General features: G+C 48.6%; 14 protein-coding genes. 9 read left to right on the top strand and 5 right to left on the bottom strand.

Features of this window, described 5'->3' with window-relative positions; genetic code table 11:
* Positions 1-586: 586 nt before the first annotated feature.
* Positions 587-1,084, bottom strand: a complete 498-nt coding sequence (locus tag QZ323_RS13190; protein WP_294635171.1) for a DMP19 family protein — start codon at positions 1,082-1,084, stop codon at positions 587-589.
* A gap of 200 nt (positions 1,085-1,284) precedes the next feature.
* Between QZ323_RS13190 and QZ323_RS13185 the strand changes: the two genes are divergently transcribed.
* From QZ323_RS13185 to QZ323_RS13170, 4 genes are all read left to right on the top strand, one after another.
* Entirely contained in the window at positions 1,285-3,060 is a 1,776-nt protein-coding gene (locus tag QZ323_RS13185) for a pectate lyase (protein ID WP_294635170.1), read from the top strand.
* A 175-nt stretch (positions 3,061-3,235) separates the two neighbouring features.
* Complete coding sequence (locus QZ323_RS13180; protein WP_294635169.1) at positions 3,236-3,937, top strand: hypothetical protein; 702 nt, start codon at positions 3,236-3,238, stop codon at positions 3,935-3,937.
* A 19-nt stretch (positions 3,938-3,956) separates the two neighbouring features.
* Positions 3,957-4,967, top strand: a complete 1,011-nt coding sequence (locus QZ323_RS13175; RefSeq protein WP_294635168.1) for a GGGtGRT protein — start codon at positions 3,957-3,959, stop codon at positions 4,965-4,967.
* A 255-nt stretch (positions 4,968-5,222) separates the two neighbouring features.
* Entirely contained in the window at positions 5,223-6,107 is an 885-nt protein-coding gene (locus tag QZ323_RS13170) for a PmoA family protein (protein ID WP_294635167.1), read from the top strand.
* Between the two features lie 104 nt (positions 6,108-6,211).
* Here QZ323_RS13170 and QZ323_RS13165 read toward each other — a convergent pair whose 3' ends face one another.
* Positions 6,212-7,285: a sugar kinase gene (locus tag QZ323_RS13165; protein ID WP_294635165.1), complete on the bottom strand. Its 1,074-nt coding sequence runs from the start codon at positions 7,283-7,285 to the stop codon at positions 6,212-6,214.
* A 199-nt stretch (positions 7,286-7,484) separates the two neighbouring features.
* Between QZ323_RS13165 and QZ323_RS13160 the strand changes: the two genes are divergently transcribed.
* Both QZ323_RS13160 and QZ323_RS13155 read left to right on the top strand, forming a co-directional pair.
* Entirely contained in the window at positions 7,485-8,075 is a 591-nt protein-coding gene (locus QZ323_RS13160) for a DUF4251 domain-containing protein (protein WP_294635164.1), read from the top strand.
* 222 nt (positions 8,076-8,297) lie between these two features.
* Complete coding sequence (locus QZ323_RS13155) at positions 8,298-8,957, top strand: response regulator transcription factor (protein WP_294635163.1); 660 nt, start codon at positions 8,298-8,300, stop codon at positions 8,955-8,957.
* Here QZ323_RS13155 and mnmA read toward each other — a convergent pair.
* A complete protein-coding gene (mnmA, locus tag QZ323_RS13150; RefSeq protein ID WP_294635162.1) occupies positions 8,954-10,012 on the bottom strand; it encodes a tRNA 2-thiouridine(34) synthase MnmA in 1,059 nt (352 codons plus the stop codon). The two genes, QZ323_RS13155 and mnmA, sit on opposite strands and share 4 nt — an antisense overlap.
* A gap of 60 nt (positions 10,013-10,072) precedes the next feature.
* On the bottom strand, positions 10,073-11,359 hold the full coding sequence (locus tag QZ323_RS13145; protein WP_294635160.1) for an O-acetylhomoserine aminocarboxypropyltransferase/cysteine synthase: 1,287 nt from the start codon (positions 11,357-11,359) through the stop codon (positions 10,073-10,075).
* A 155-nt stretch (positions 11,360-11,514) separates the two neighbouring features.
* On the opposite strand from QZ323_RS13145, the gene QZ323_RS13140 reads away from it, so the two are divergent.
* Entirely contained in the window at positions 11,515-12,864 is a 1,350-nt protein-coding gene (locus QZ323_RS13140; protein WP_294635158.1) for a S41 family peptidase, read from the top strand.
* Positions 12,865-12,886: 22 nt separating this feature from the next.
* Here the strand turns inward: QZ323_RS13140 and QZ323_RS13135 are convergent, their stop codons facing one another.
* A complete protein-coding gene (locus QZ323_RS13135; RefSeq protein ID WP_294635157.1) occupies positions 12,887-13,705 on the bottom strand; it encodes an alpha/beta hydrolase family protein in 819 nt (272 codons plus the stop codon).
* Positions 13,706-14,013: 308 nt separating this feature from the next.
* Between QZ323_RS13135 and QZ323_RS13130 the strand changes: the two genes are divergently transcribed.
* Both QZ323_RS13130 and QZ323_RS13125 read left to right on the top strand, forming a co-directional pair.
* Positions 14,014-15,309, top strand: coding sequence for a hemolysin family protein (locus QZ323_RS13130; RefSeq protein WP_294635155.1), 1,296 nt, complete (start codon positions 14,014-14,016; stop codon positions 15,307-15,309).
* A gap of 36 nt (positions 15,310-15,345) precedes the next feature.
* Positions 15,346-15,828, top strand: a complete 483-nt coding sequence (locus QZ323_RS13125; protein WP_294635153.1) for a copper resistance protein NlpE N-terminal domain-containing protein — start codon at positions 15,346-15,348, stop codon at positions 15,826-15,828.
* Positions 15,829-16,550 lie beyond the last annotated feature (722 nt).

Genomic DNA, 16,550 nt, shown 5'->3' with positions numbered 1-16,550 from the left:
GACAAAGCTAAGGTTTAGCGACACAAACGTGAACTTTAGCCACTACAAATTTCCGGATACATAACACTTGCTATTCTCGCATACTACTTTTTCATTTTTCAGGTCTTTCAGGATTAGCCTAATCATCTGATTAATAAAATATTGAGCTGAAACTAAAGACCAAAAATCAAGGCTGAGACTTCAGCATCCCCTTTCAGGTTTCTTAGTTTCAGAGCAATGCGCTATAAAACAAGTTATTAGTGAATGACTGAAAGGGCTGAAGGGCAAAAAATGATATAAAAAAAAACAGAAGTAGAGTAATATTTTAATTCCGCCAACAGATAACCAAATACAGATTAAAACCTGCTTAAATTTTAGGCAAAAAGGTTCATTTGCTGGTTAAAACTCTGCTGCTTTGTTTTATAGTTTATTGGTTTTCAAAAATTTAATATTCTATGATTCGCTGAAAGTTACAAGACATCTACGGTATTCCTGTCCTTATCCGTTTCGCTTTGCCGACCCTAAACCAAAAGCGTTGCTCCTCCGTACCTGTTCCGTACCCGCCCATACTTATAGACACGGAGAAAAGAAAAAACAGGACCGAATTTCAGACTATCCGGGCAAACAGTTCCAAATGTTCGTCTACATAACTGGCAATCAGCGCAGTTATCTCCTCTTCACTCTCCAGAAATTCATCTTCCAAATCGTCGAACTCTTCATATTGCTCATACATCGCCATAAACTCATCGTCCGTACGTTCGCGTTCCAAATCCTCGCGATGGGCATCATAGATTTTTTTCGCTTTATACACCAGTTTACTGAAATCTTCCGCCCCCCACAGGCGCATCACCTTGGCAAAGGGATTTCCGAAGATATAACCGCCGTAACCATTCTGTATCAACTGGCAGAAACCACCGTCCATCACCTCTTCGCGAAATAACTGGTAGGCAAGCAACGTATGTTGTTCGCCCGTCAACAACGCCATTGTTTCGGCAGCCGGCTCGCCGCCTATCACCTCTCTATATTTATCAGTGAACACTTGAATAAAAGCATCCATCCCCTCGCCTGCAGCTTTGCGTAAGGCGGCATCCGCAATTTCTATCATATCTTTTTGTATTATTTTATATAACGGTACAAAACTATGAAATAAAATCCAATCCCCCCAAAAAAAGAAGAGAGAAACCGAATCTTCCACACAGAAAAAGAATTTATCGACATCATCCATTGGAGAAACACCTACTTTTGTCCCATTGAAACATTAACTCAAGTTTCGCAAGCGAAACTTAAAACACTATCTGAAAAACCATGAAGAAAAACTACCCTTTATTGCTTGCGCTGCTTTTATGTACCGCGCTTGCACAAGCCCAAAACACACCCGCTTTTCCCGGAGCCGAAGGATTTGCCCGCCACACCGTCAGCGGCGGACGCGGAGGAATCGTATATCACGTCACCAACCTTAACGACAGCGGCGAAGGCTCGTTGCGTGCCGGAATCGACATGAAAGGCGCCCGCACCATCGTGTTCGACGTATCGGGAATCATCGAGTTGCAAAGCCGGTTGGTAATCAAGAACGGCGACCTCACCATCGCCGGACAGACTGCTCCGGGGGATGGCATCTGCATCAAAAACTACCCCCTGCACATCGCCGGATATAAAGAGGAAGAGAAAAAAGACCAGTGCGCCACCAATATCATCATCCGTTTCATCCGCTGCCGCATGGGAGACGAACTGAAATCGGAAGACGACGCCATGTGGGGACGCTACACCTCGAACATCATCATCGACCATTGCAGCATGAGCTGGAGCACGGACGAATGTGCCTCCTTCTACAGCAACAAGAACTTCACCATGCAATGGTGCATCTTGAGCGAGAGCCTCACCAAGTCGATACACGTCAAGGGTAACCACGGCTACGGCGCCATCTGGGGCGGCGAAGGGGCAAGTTTCCATCACAACCTGTTGGCACACCATAGCAGCCGTACCCCACGCCTGGACGGCAGCCGCTCCATCGGCCGGTGGGAAACGGAACTCACCGACCTGCGCAACAACGTGTTTTATAATTGGGGGCCCACGAACGGTGGATATGCCGGAGAGGGCGGACGCTATAACTTCGTGAACAACTACTTCAAGCCGGGACCTTCCACCATCACCAAAAGCAAACTCATCAACCGCATCTTCTCGCCCAACGGTGACGACGGTAGCCAGCAGAACCCGAAAGGAATATGGGGAAGTTTTCACCTCAGCGGCAACTTCTTCGACGGGCAGATCGTGCCTGAGAAGCATAAATCGCTCATTGCCGCTGTCAATGCCGACAACAAAGAAGGCTTGCATCCGGAAGAAAACATCGGCAAAACAAACGAAATCCGCCTGCCAGAAGGCGGCAAAGACGCCATCATCAGCAGTGCGGAATTTAGTGTGGACGCCGTTGGCACCCACACCGCCGCACAAGCCTACGAGAAAGTACTGGCATACGCCGGCGCCAGCCTGAAACGTGACGCTGTAGACGAACGGATCACCTCCGAAACGAAGAACGGGAACTACACCTACCAGGGCAGCAACGGCAGTTCCAACGGCCTGATCGATTCGCAAGCCGACGTCGAAGGCTGGCCGCTGTACAACTGCGAAGAGAAGCCTGCCGATGCCGACAACGACGGTATCCCCGATGCCTGGGCAGCACAATATCTGCCCGTTGGCAAAACCTATCGGGATATAGAACCGACCACCGGCTACTCTTATCTGGAACTTTACATCAACAGCCTCGTGGACGACCTCATGAAGTCTTGCTGCGAGAACAGCGCCCAGTCGCCCACAGCCAACGACTTCGGCCTGCACGGTACCTCTACCGGACTCTCCTCCCCATCCGCCCCATCGGCAGATGCCGTGAGATGCTTCCGGAAAGACGGGCGGATCGTCCTCACAGGACTGTCGGCAGGAGCGCGCATCAGCATCTACGATCTGTCGGGGCATGCCATAGCCTCCTATCAGAGCTTCAGTGAGCAAGCCGAATACCCCCTCACACAGCCCGCCCTCATCAGCGTACAGTCCGGAGGAAAGAAATACAGTTTCAAAAGCCTTCATTAAAAGTATTGTAATGTAGAGATTACAATACACAGAGACACTGTCTCTTATTATTAATTTTTATAAAAAAAGTCAGATAACTCGATTTGCATAAACAAAGAAAAGGAGTAACTTTGCGAACGATTTGAAAAACGAGTTACGTTTTTTTATTTTATATAACTTAAAAAAAGAGCTAATTATGACTTATTCACACGAAGTGGAACACATGTGTGTTGTGAAGAAAGGCCCTAACCACGGACCGGCTCCTATTCCCGAAGAAGGTAAATGGGTAAAAGCTAAAGAAATCGTTGACATCTCTGGTCTGACACACGGTATCGGCTGGTGTGCTCCTCAGCAAGGTGCATGTAAATTAACCCTCAATGTAAAGGAAGGCGTTATCCAGGAAGCTCTGGTTGAGACTATCGGCTGCTCCGGTATGACTCACTCTGCTGCTATGGCATCAGAAATCCTCCCGGGAAAGACCATCCTCGAAGCACTGAACACTGACCTCGTTTGCGACGCTATCAACACAGCTATGCGCGAACTCTTCCTGCAAATCGTTTACGGTCGTACGCAGTCTGCTTTCTCAGAAGGCGGTTTGATGATCGGTGCCGGTCTGGAAGACTTGGGTAAAGGTCTGCGTAGCCAGGTAGGTACTCTGTACGGTACATTGGCAAAGGGTTCCCGTTACTTGGAAATGGCAGAAGGTTATATCAAGACCATCGCTCTCGACAAAGACGACCAGATCTGCGGATACGAGTTTGTTCACCTGGGCAAGTTCATGGATGAGATCAAGAAAGGTACAGACGCCAACGAAGCTTTGAAGAAAGTAACCGGTACTTACGGCCGCTTCACTGCTGAGCAAGGTGCAGTTAAACACATTGACCCACGTCACGAATAATATAAGGAGGAAAGACATTATGATTAGAGAAGTGAAATTTGAAAGCCAAGACCGCCGTATCAAACAGATTCTGGCCGCTCTGAACGCTAACGGTATCAAAGACATCGAAGAAGCTAACGCCATCTGCGAAGCTCATGGTCTGGATCCTTATAAGACTTGTGAAGAAACTCAACCCATCTGCTTTGAGAATGCAAAATGGGCATACGTTGTAGGTTGCGCCATCGCTATCAAGAAAGGTTGCAAGAACGCTGCTGACGCTGCTGAGGCTATCGGTATCGGTTTGCAGGCATTCTGTATTCCGGGTTCTGTAGCCGACGACCGTAAAGTTGGTCTCGGTCACGGTAACCTGGCTGCCATGTTGCTGCGCGAAGAGACTAAGTGTTTCGCTTTCTTGGCCGGTCACGAGTCATTCGCTGCTGCCGAAGGTGCCATCAAGATTGCCGCTAAAGCAGACAAGGTACGTCAGGAGCCTCTGCGTTGTATCCTGAACGGTTTGGGCAAAGACGCTGCACAGATCATCTCTCGTATCAACGGCTTCACATACGTTCAGACTCAGTTCGACTACTACACAGGCGAATTGAAAGTAGTTCGTGAAATCGCATACAGCGATGGTCCCCGTGCCAAAGTGAAATGCTACGGTGCCGATGACGTTCGCGAAGGTGTGGCAATCATGTGGAAAGAAGGCGTAGACGTATCTATCACAGGTAACTCTACCAACCCGACTCGTTTCCAACATCCGGTTGCTGGTACTTACAAGAAGGAGCGTGTATTGGCAGGTAAGCCCTACTTCTCAGTAGCTTCCGGTGGTGGTACAGGCCGTACTCTTCACCCGGATAACATGGCTGCCGGTCCTGCTTCTTACGGTATGACGGACACGATGGGCCGTATGCACTCCGACGCTCAGTTCGCAGGTTCTTCATCAGTTCCCGCTCACGTGGAAATGATGGGCTTCTTAGGAATTGGTAACAACCCGATGGTAGGTTGTACAGTGGCTTGCGCGGTTGACGTGGCTACTGCACTCAGCAAATAATTTATACGTAGATTACGATATGAAATCCCTGTAACTCGATGAGTTATGGGGATTTTTTTATTTTCATACCATCATACGACCTTCAATAAAAATCCCTATATTTGCGACTGTTCAACCATAGTTGCAACCGAATAATAAAATAATTATAACCATATGCATACCCACACTAACAGCAAACGGTTCATACAGACTCTCCTCTATACAAGTCTTCTCGCACTATTCAGTTCATGCACTTCTGACGGCACACCTTTTTCTGTGACTGATACAAACCGTTCATTGGAATATGCAATGGACGGGAAGCATTTGTTCACCTACAATTATGCCGTGGTCTATCCGTCGCAGGGCATAGATACAATCTACAAACGGAGCGGATTCATTCATCCCCTACGAACCTTGGAGGGAGACACGCTGACCAATTGCTCTCCGTCCGACCATTATCACCATTTCGGCATGTGGTATGCCTGGACAAAGGCTACGTTTGAAGGGAAAGAAGTAGACTTCTGGAACTTGTATAAGAAAGAAGGTACGGTCCGCTTCCGCCAATTTATCGAAGTACGCCCCGACGGCTTTTCCGCTTTGCTCGACCATGTAGTATATCCCGATTCCCCGCAAGAAAAAACAGCACTGACAGAACAGTTAAAGGTTCAGATAGGGAAAGCCGGACGACAAGGATATTACATAGAGTATCACACCACGCTGCGTTGCGCCACTTCTTCCCCTATCACATTGGAAAGCTATCGCTATGGGGGCTTCTGCCTCCGCGTGTGCGACAGCTGGAACGGACAGACAGCAGAAATGCTCACCTCCAAAGGCCTCGACCGCGACAAGGCGGACGGAACGCCGGCACGCTGGTGTTACTTTCAGAAGGACACAGGAAAAGATAAAGAATCCGCGAGAGACGATGCCTGCATTCTGATCGTTCCTTATCCCTCCAATCTGAACTATCCGGAGCCGATGAGGGTATGGGATAGTAAAGCCAATAATCTCAAGGGCGACCTGATGTGGAACTTCTCTCCTACCCGACACCAACCGTTCACTTTGTATCCAGACAGAGAACTGCGTCTCTCCTACCGGATCTATGTGCTGGATGAACCTATCGATGCATCCACAGCCGAAGCCCTTGCCCGAGAAGTATCCTGATCTCAACTTTCGCAGGGTACAAAGGTACAAGGGAACGAGGTGACGAGGAGACGAGGAGACAAAAAAAACGAGAAGAAGAGGAGACGGCAGGCAAGAAAGAGTGCTTAGCGCGACACCCTGCCTGATGTATTGCCCTGCATCAGGCTCTCCACTTCTTCCACGGTCACCTGATTGAAATCGCCATACACCGTGTTCTTCAGTGCGGAGGCGGCAAGGGCATATTCCAGTGCTTTCTGGTCATCGTCGGGATAAGTGATAAGACCATAAATCATGCCGCCGACAAAAGCATCTCCTGCCCCTACACGGTCCACTTCGTGCTCTATATCGTAGATACTGGTATGCTTCAGCGTGTTGTCCGAATAGAGTACGGCAGCCAACAGGTTATGATTGGAGGTTATGGAATTGCGCAGTTCCAGGAATGCTTTCCGGCAACGGGGCACATGCGTCACAACTTGACGTCCGAACTCCTCAAAGGCAGGCAGGGAGGCTTCGAAAGATGTATCCGCAGCACTGACTGCCTTGAATCCGACGGGCTGGATACCAAGAATCTCCTTGTATTCCGGTTCGGCACCGAAGATGACATCACTGTATTGTACCAAGGGCTGCATGACTTCGGCTGCCGAACGGCCGTAGTTCCACAGTTTCTTGCGGAAATTCAAGTCGCACGAGATAGTCAGTCCCATGCGGTCGGCCGTCTCAATGGCCTCGCGGCAAGCCTCGGCACCTTCGGGCGAAAGGGCGGCTGCAATGCCCGACCAGTGGAACCAACCTGCATCCGAGAAGATTTTCTCCCAATCGATCATGCCGGGGCGCAAAGTGGCAAAAGAAGAACCTTCGCGGTCATAAACAACATTTGAATTGCGAAAGGCAGCGCCGCTCTCCAGAAAGTAAAGCCCCATGCGCTTGCCTCCGAAGACTATGCCTTCAGTGCCCAAGCCGTTGGCACGAAGCGAGGCGATGCAGGCACGGGCTATGGCGTTATCCGGCAGGCGGGTGACAAATTCGGTAGGAATGCCGAAGCCAGCCAACGATACTGCAACGTTGGCTTCGCTGCCGCCAAAGGTGGCTATCAGCTGGTTAGTCTGTGAGAAACGGAGAAAATCGGGTGCAGTCAGCCTCAGCATGATTTCACCAAAGGTGACTACTTTCTTACAAGTAGATATTTGTTTCTTATTCATTGTATATAATTTATCACAAAAAGAACTAATCGGGAATCAAAATCACATTCGCATTTCGCGAGAGTACAAATTTAAATATAAATCATGATTTATATGTCGGATGAACCTAAAAAAAAGGATTCTCCAGTGAACAATCTCTCATAGCGATTGTTTTCTCTACAAACAAGCAAGAATCGTAAAACCTAAACAACAAAGATTTATGAAGAAATTTATTGCATTAGCAGCATTTATTATGATGAGCGTGGTAACGACCGCCATGTATGCACAAGAGAGCAAAACCGAACAACGCATGAACCGCAAAGCACAGCGGGATGCCGAACGTGCCCGTCAGAAGGCAGAACAACAAGTAGCCGACGCCATCTCGTACGAAGATGCCGTGGCAGCACTGAAAGATAAGCAGTTTGTTTTGGAAGCCGACCAAGTCATGTTCCGTAACGGACAGACGGCTTTTGTAAATGCCAACACCAACTTCGTATTGATGAACCAAGGGCACGGCACCGTACAGGTGGCTTTCAACACCGCCTATCCTGGTCCTAACGGCATCGGCGGCGTAACTGTGGATGGTACCACCTCGGACATGAAGATGACTACCGACAAAAGAGGCAACGTCAACTGCCAGTTCAACATTCAAGGCGTCGGCATCTCGGCACAGATATTCATTACGCTGACCAATGGCGACAATAACGCCACTGTAAACATCAGCCCGAACTTCAATTCCAACAATATGTCATTGAGCGGCAAGTTGGTTCCATTGGAACAATCCAGCATCTTCAAAGGGCGTTCTTGGTAAGGCCCTTGACTATATATATCCTCACTCCGCTGCAAAATCCTCCTTGAAAGGTATTTTGCAGCGGAGTTTTTTTACAGGAAACAGAAACAAGAAGTACCTCAGCATAAAATCAACATAAAATCAGCATAAAATGCCTTGTACTGGATTCAACATAAAATTAGCATAAAAAAGAAACAAGTTCATTTCATTCTGCATTCGGTTTGCACTATCTTTGTAGGCAATATGAGAGAATTTATCATTGCAGACAATCAGGACATCACCAAAGCAGGCATGATGTTCCTACTCAGCAAGCAGAAAGAGACCGCCCTACTGCTGGAAGCGGACAACAAAGGAGAGCTGATCCAACAACTGCGCTTGCATCCGCAGGCGGTAGTCATATTGGATTACACCCTGTTCGACTTTTCCGGAGCGGATGAACTGATTGTCCTGCACGAACGGTTCAAAGAGGTCGACTGGCTGCTCTTTTCGGATGAACTGAGTGTGGAGTTTCTGCGGCAAGTACTGTTCAGCAGCATGTCTTTCGGAGTAGTACTGAAAGACAATTCCAAAGAAGAGATACTGTCCGCATTGCAGTGTGCCGCAAGGAAAGAAAGGTTCATGTGCAACCATGTAAGCAACCTGTTACTGTCCGGCAGTTATTCCCCTGCAGCACGCCCCGCGCCGAAAGACAACCTGCTGACTCCGGCAGAACGTAGCGTACTGAAAGAGATCGCCTTAGGAAAAACCACCAAGGAGATTGCAGCCGAAAGAAATCTCAGCTTCCACACCGTAAACAGCCACCGCAAGAACATATTCCGAAAGTTGGGCGTGAACAATGCCCACGAAGCCACGAAATATGCAATGAAAGCAGGGATTGTGGATCTGGTAGAGTATTATATTTAACCGATCTCCCCACTGCCAATGCATATTCGGGAAGCCTCATCATAGACCACGCCGAATTGCCCCGGAGCGATACCTTGCAGCCTATCGGCAGAGACAATACGATAATCCTCTCCCACTGGAATCAGTTTTCCCTTCATGAACTCCGGCGTATGCCGAATCTTGAAAGTGACATCCACCTCCTCCCCCTTCTGCCAAGGGTTCTCGGTGATGAAATGAAAACCGTGCATCCTGAACTCCCGCCCATATTGCCACTGCGTATCATAACCGCGGGAGACATAAAGCACATTGTCTGCAACGTCCTTACGAACCACAAACCACGGACCACCACTCAGTCCCAATCCCTTCCGCTGACCGATAGTATGAAACCAGTAACCGCGATGCGTGCCCAGTTTCTTACCCGTTTCCCATTCCACAATGTCCCCCTCGCGCTCACCGAGGAAACGACGCACAAAATCATTATAATTGATCTTACCCAAAAAACAAATCCCCTGACTGTCGCGACGGCGGGCAGTAGGCAACCCGGCCGTGCGGGCAATATCCCGTACTTCCCGTTTCATCAGCCCGCCCAAAGGAAACATCAGTTTGGAGACTTGCAGATAGTCTATCTGAGCCAAAAAGTCCGTCTGGTCCTTTACCGGATCGGCTGCTGTACCCAGCCAGACCTTGCCATTCGCATTGACGATGGTGGCATAGTGTCCGGTGGCAGTGAAGTCGAACTCTTTCCCTACTTTCTGCTCGAAACAGCCGAATTTAATGAACCGGTTGCACATCACGTCAGGATTGGGAGTCAGCCCGCAACGTATCTTATCAATCGCATAAGCCGCTACCTGCTCCCAGTATTCCTTCTGCAAGTCAATCATCTCCAAAGGTAAGCCATAGCGCCGGGCAACCGCCGATGCCATCTCCCAGTCCTCTTCGGCCGAACAGTCCATATAATCGGTATCGTCCCTCCCAATCTTGATATAGAAAAGGGAGGGACGATATCCTTGCTCACAAAGGAGATGTACGACAACCGAGCTGTCGACACCTCCTGACAGTAAAACGGCAATATTCATTCTATTGAAAACTAAATCCTATTGAAAACTAAATCTTATGAAAGCCAAATCCTATGAAAACTAAATCTTATCCAATGCCTGAGACAAATCATCCAGCAGATCGTCAATGTGTTCCGTACCGATGGACAGACGGACCGTTCCGGGTTTGATGCCTTGTTCTTCCAGTTCCTGTTCAGTCAACTGCGAATGGGTGGTGGTAGCCGGATGGATGACCAGCGACTTGACATCCGCCACATTGGCCAAGAGTGAGAATATCTGCAAATGATCAATGAAAGCATGTGCTTCCTTCACCCCGCCTTTCACTTCGAAGGTAAAGATGGAACCGGCACCGTTGGGGAAATATTTCTCGTACAAAGCATGGTCCGGATGCTCAGGCAACGACGGATGGTTGACCGCTGCCACCTTAGGATGCTTCTTCAGGAAATCGACTACTTTCAGTGCATTCTCCACATGACGTTCCAAACGGAGGGAGAGCGTCTCAAGGCCTTGCAGCAGGATGAACGCATTGAACGGACTGATCGCTGCACCCGTATCACGGAGCAACACGGCGCGAATGCGAGTCACGTAGGCAGCAGCTCCCGCAGCATCCGTAAAGCGGACACCATGATAGCAAGGCTCCGGCTCCGTCAATTGAGGGAATTTGCCCGAAGCTACCCAATCGAACTTACCACTGTCCACAATTACTCCGCCCAACGATGTGCCATGACCACCAATGAACTTCGTAGCAGAATGAGCCACGATATCCGCCCCATACTCTATCGGACGTATCAGATAAGGAGTTCCGAACGTATTGTCCACAATCAACGGAATACGATGGCGATGGGCTATCTCGGCAACGGCAGCAATGTCTATGATATTAGAATTGGGATTGCCCAGAGTCTCTATGAACAAGGCTTTCGTATTCTCCTGTATCGCCTTCTCGAAGTTGGACAGTTCGGCAGGGTCGACAAAAGTCGTAGTCACCCCGTATGCCGGCAGGGTATGCGCCAGCAGGTTATATGTCCCCCCATAGATGGTTTGGGCAGAGACAATATGGTCTCCGGCACGGGTGATGTTTTCGAAAGCGTAAGCAATGGCGGCAGCACCCGAAGCGACTGCCAGTCCGGCAACTCCGCCTTCCAATGCAGCTACGCGAGCTTCGAACACCCCTTGCGTGGAGTTGGTCAGACGTCCGTAGATGTTCCCCGGATCTTGCAGGCCGAAGCGTGCGGCAGCATGGGCGGAATCACGGAATACGTATGAGGTAGTCTGATAAATGGGCACGGCACGGGCGTCAGTAGCGGGGTCGGGCTGTTCTTGTCCTACATGAAGTTGGAGTGTCTCGAAGTGTAATTTCTTTGTTTCCATTATCGTTGTATTTTTAGAATAAATTGATTGAGTGCAAAGGTAAGGCAATATCCGGAGGCGGGCAATGGCATAAGATAGGGAATTTTATACCACAATTATGGTAGATAAACAAACTATTCGCTAAATTTGCAACGAAAACCAAACGATAGATACAAATGAAAAAAAGAAATATACAGCTTCTCCTATTGGGCATCCTTGCAATGATGGGGCTATTCTCGTGCGGAGTAGACCGCTGGCCGGCATATTATCCCCTGACGGGACGCGACTTATGGATAGATAGTATCATGAGGGAAGAATATCTTTGGTTTGAGGACATTCCCGACTCAAAGGAACTGAACTACTTCCTCTCGCCGGGAGCCTTTCTAGATAAAATCAAGTCGCCGCTCGATAAAGGATATTCACGCGTGGACACGCTGTACGTCGTTCCTCCACCCAGTTTCGGTTTCGACTACAACCTATACCGCATCAGCGGCAACGATACCGCCTATCTCGCTTTGGTCACGTATGTCACTCCCCAGTCTCCTGCCTCGGACATAGGGTTGATGCGGGGCGAGTGGATCATGCAAGTCAACGACGACTTCATCACCAAGAAGACTGAGAAACTGTTGTCCGAAGGCGAAGGCGGGAAACTTTCGATAGGAAGATACCTCCTCAGCGAGACGGAAGAAGGAGAAGAAGAGAGTAGTATCGTGCAGTATCGCGAAGCCCGTTTGCCCGCCCTACGCCCCGTGGAAGATGTCGACATACCTGCCTTCAACATCTACAGCGACGGAATCCGGAACATCGGATACTTGGCATACAACCATTTCAGCAAGGCATCCGGCAACGACCTGTTACACCTCTCCCAACTCTATAAGGAGGAGAACGTGACGGACTTCATCCTCGACCTGCGCTACAACGACGGCGGAGACATGGAGGTTGTGCAACTTCTAGCAAGCCTGCTGGTTCCTTCCGACCGGTTGAACACCCCCTTTGCCACACTGGCATACAGCCAAAAGCAGCAAAGCAAAAACTGTACCCTGACGCTGGACGAACAACTGATTGCCGGAGGAAGCAACCTGAATCTACAGGAAGTCTACATACTGACAAGCAGTACTACCGCAGCCGCTTCCGAGATGCTGATCAACTGCCTGAAACCGCACATGAAAGTCGTCATAGTGGGCAGCACCACCAAAGGCGAGACTGTGGCTACGGAAAGTTTCCCCAGCGACAAGTTCCAGTGGGTGCTCCGTCCCGCAGTGTGCGAAGTATTCAATGCCGAAAACCAAGCTGACTATGCCCAAGGGTTTGCTCCGGACTACGCAGTCAGCCAGTTGCGTGACTTCACCCGAGTATTGCCATTGGGCGACCCTGATGAAGAACTGGTCAGCGCGGCATTAGACATCATCTGTGGCAGCATTGCGCCTTCGGAACCGGCATCGTCATCCGTCTCCGAAAGCGAAATGACCTTGGTGAAAAGCGTGAAAGCCCAACGCACCTTCCGCAACGGGCTTATTATCCGATAAACCGGGCATTTCATGCAGGGAGTTATCTTCTGAAGAACTTGTCGAAGAAAAGGATCTGATAGTCAATGGAGTTATTCCAATACTTTCCGTTGTGGGCTCCAGGGCGGGTGATGAAGTCATGGTCAATTTTCCGCTCCAGCAGTTTCGCATGCAGTGCCTTGTTCACATCCAAGAAAAAGTCCTGCTCGCCGCAGTCGATAATCAGCGCAAGGTCGCCGTTCTGAATCTTGTCCAGCTGCATGATGACGGTATGTGCGTCCCATAAAGCGGGGTCGGACTCATATTCGCCGAGTTGCCGGCTCATCTCCCAATTCTTCGGGAAAGGCCTTATATCTACTCCTCCACTGGTGCTTCCGGCAGCGCCGAACGTATCATGGTGGCGGATTGCGACCCACAACGCGCCATGTCCGCCCATGCTCAGCCCTGTGATGGCACGCGCTTTCTTCTCCGGAACGGTGGCATAATGTTCGTCCGTATACTTCACCAATTCCGAAGAGACAAAAGTCTCATAACGATAGTCGGGATTCTTCGGACTATCCCAATACCAGCTGTTCTTGCCATCGGGGCATACAAAGATGATGCCCTTCTCGTCGGCAATCTTACCCAGATCCGGTTTAATGCCTACCCATGTACGTGCATTTCCGCCGAATCCATGCAACAGATAGACCGTAGGGCAAGCCTCAGCCTTCTTATCCAATGCTTTGTCTGGAAGTACATAGACCACTTGTACCTCCTTCTTCATCGCAGGGCTGTTCACCCTGACCGTATCCACTCGTGCCGCCTGTGCCGCAACCGCAGCAAACAACACCAAAACGTTTAAAAGAAATTGTTTACTTCTCATATTTTTCATTCATTAATACTATCCGTTGCAAAATCAACTGTGGGTCGAGGCCATATCCGAAACATACCAGCTCCGTAGTTTCTCCATACAAAAGTACCTCCGGACAAAAACGAACCTGATACGGAGCAGGTACGGAGCAAATACAAAACAAAAAACGAAGTTGATACGTTTCTAATGTGTCCCCTACATGAATTCTACCCAAAGCCAATTCCACCAACGGGTTAATTATTCATGCAAATAGGTGGCAATATTAGTGATAAAATTCAAGAAAAGTAGTATGTTTACACCGCAAACTATTCAAAAACGATATGGAATTTATTATTATTATTATTTTATTAGTGCTGAACGGCATCTTTGCCATGTATGAGATAGCATTGGTGTCATCCAGCAAGGCACGCCTCGAGACCCTTTATAGCAAAGGAAACCAAAGAGCCAAAGGAGTACTGAAACAACTGGAAGAACCCGAAAAGTTTCTTTCTACCATCCAGATCGGGATTACCCTCATCGGTATCGTGTCCGGAGCATTCGGTGGTGTCGCCATTGCCGACGATGTAGTCCCACTGTTTGCTTCCATTCCGGGATTGGCGCCTTACGCCAAAGACCTCGCCATGATCATGACCGTAGCAATCATCACTTACCTTTCGCTTATCATCGGAGAACTGGTACCCAAATCCATCGCGTTGAGCAATCCGGAACGATATGCCACCCTGCTCAGCCCCGTCATGATTCTGCTGACCAAGGTCTCTTATCCTTTTGTCTGCCTGCTCAGTTTCTCCACCAAAATCATGAATAAACTGATTGGGCTGAACAATGGAGAAGAGCGTCCCATGACGCAAGACGAACTGAAAATGATCCTACATCAAAGTTCGGAACAGGGTGTCATCGACAAAGAAGAGACCGAGATGCTACGGGATGTATTCCGCTTTTCGGACAAACATGCCAACGAACTGATGACCTACCGCCGCGATATCGTTGCACTGCAACCGTCATACACCCACGAAGAAGTGTTGCAAATCATCCGCGAACAGCACTTCAGTAAATATCTGTTGGTTGAAAAGGGGAAAGACGATATTATCGGTGTGGTGTCTGTCAAAGACATAATCCTCATGCTGGGCAACAAGGAGCCGTTTGATTTACGCAGTATAGCCCGCCCTCCCCTGTTCATTCCGGAAAGTTTGTATGCGAAGAAAGTTTTAGAGGTATTCAAGAAGAACAAAAACAAGTTCGGAGTTGTTGTAGATGAGTACGGCAACACGGCAGGTATCATCACCCTGCACGACTTGACGGAAAGCATCTTTGGCGACATCCTTGAAGAGAATGAAACGGAAGAAGAAGAGATCGTCGTCCGGCAGGACGGTTCGATGCTCGTCGAAGCTTCGATGAATATCGGTGATTTCATGGAAGAAATGGACATCCTGAACTACGACGACCTGAAAGGGGAAGATTTCACCACACTGAGCGGGCTCGCCATGTTCCTCATCGGACGGGTACCGAAAGCCGGCAACTTGTTCAACTACAAGAACCTGTACTTCGAGGTGGTGGACATGGACCGTGGACGGGTAGACAAACTGCTTGTCATCAAGAAGGAAGAGGAAGATAGCTAAATTGCACATTATATATTAACTTAAACCATTAAAGCAATGAAAAAAGTAATGATGATTGCAGCCATCGCCGCTGCATTGGTATCCTGCCAATCCAAAGGAACTCAGAACAACAGGATTGAAAACGAAGAAGAGAGCATCGTAGCCATTGCCGAAGACCAAGGCTCCGCCGTAATCGTGTACGAAGGTTTGCTTCCGGCTGCTGACGGTCCGGGCATACGCTATGTATTAAGCGTGGACAGCATAGCCCCCGACAGAGAGAGCGACTACATGCTGGTGATGACCTATCTGGATGCGGAAGGAGACGGAAAGGACAGAAGTTTCACAAGCAAAGGCAAAAAACAGGTCTTCCAAAAGAAAGTGAACGACAAACAAAAGACAATATGCAAACTGACCCCTGACGATGGCGACGATCCCGTCTACTTCGTCGTCCTGAACGACACTACCCTGCGTCTAGTCAACGACAGTTTGCAGGAAGCCACCAGTGGATTTAATTACGACATTATTCAAGTGAAGAGATAATCAGCATTACACTTCACCCTCGAAGAGGTGTATGGAAACCCATCACAGTCATCAGTGCGAATGCCCTGTGGAGAGTTTCCGTACACCTCTTTTTTCATCCCCCGCCCCACAATGAGACGAAAGAAACGGATTATGAGATGCACAAAACAGCATCTGAGAAAAAAGCATCCGGAATAAATACGGCATCTACCGCAGTTTCGGAAGAAAGATGGAAAGTGCCGACGACCGTCCCGACAATGGGATAAAAGACGAGACTTTGCAGTTGGCGGATTTCAAAGTCTATGAGAAAAATACGAACCCTAATCCGGAAGTTCACGATTAGTGATTTGTCCAAATTTTACACTATGATGGGCAATTTTGCAAAACTTTGATTATCAAGACAGTAGAATGAGCATGATTCAGTCCCTGACTCAATGCCATTCAGTCCCTGAGTGAATGCCTTTCAGTCCCTGACTCAATGGGGTTCACTCAAGGACTTATTCTAAAATGTTTTTTTTGTAACGAATATTCTTATTGTGTAGAAAGAAGCCAAGGAGCCTTTTTATGGACAAGTGATTTCGATACATTCGAATATGAAGAGGGGATTTCACAGGCGATAATCCTTGGATTGAAAACTATTTGGATGAATGTGTAAAACGTTCATCTGATATTATTAATCATTTAAAATTAGTAGTGGTGCGATAAAAATCCAACCACTGCGATTAATATATTAGTATTTAGTC

The sequence above is a fragment of the uncultured Bacteroides sp. genome, assembly GCF_910585845.1.
GTDB lineage: Bacteria > Bacteroidota > Bacteroidia > Bacteroidales > Bacteroidaceae > Bacteroides.
Note: the sequence above shows the minus strand (reverse complement) of the source record. Positions and strands in the feature narration are given on the sequence as shown.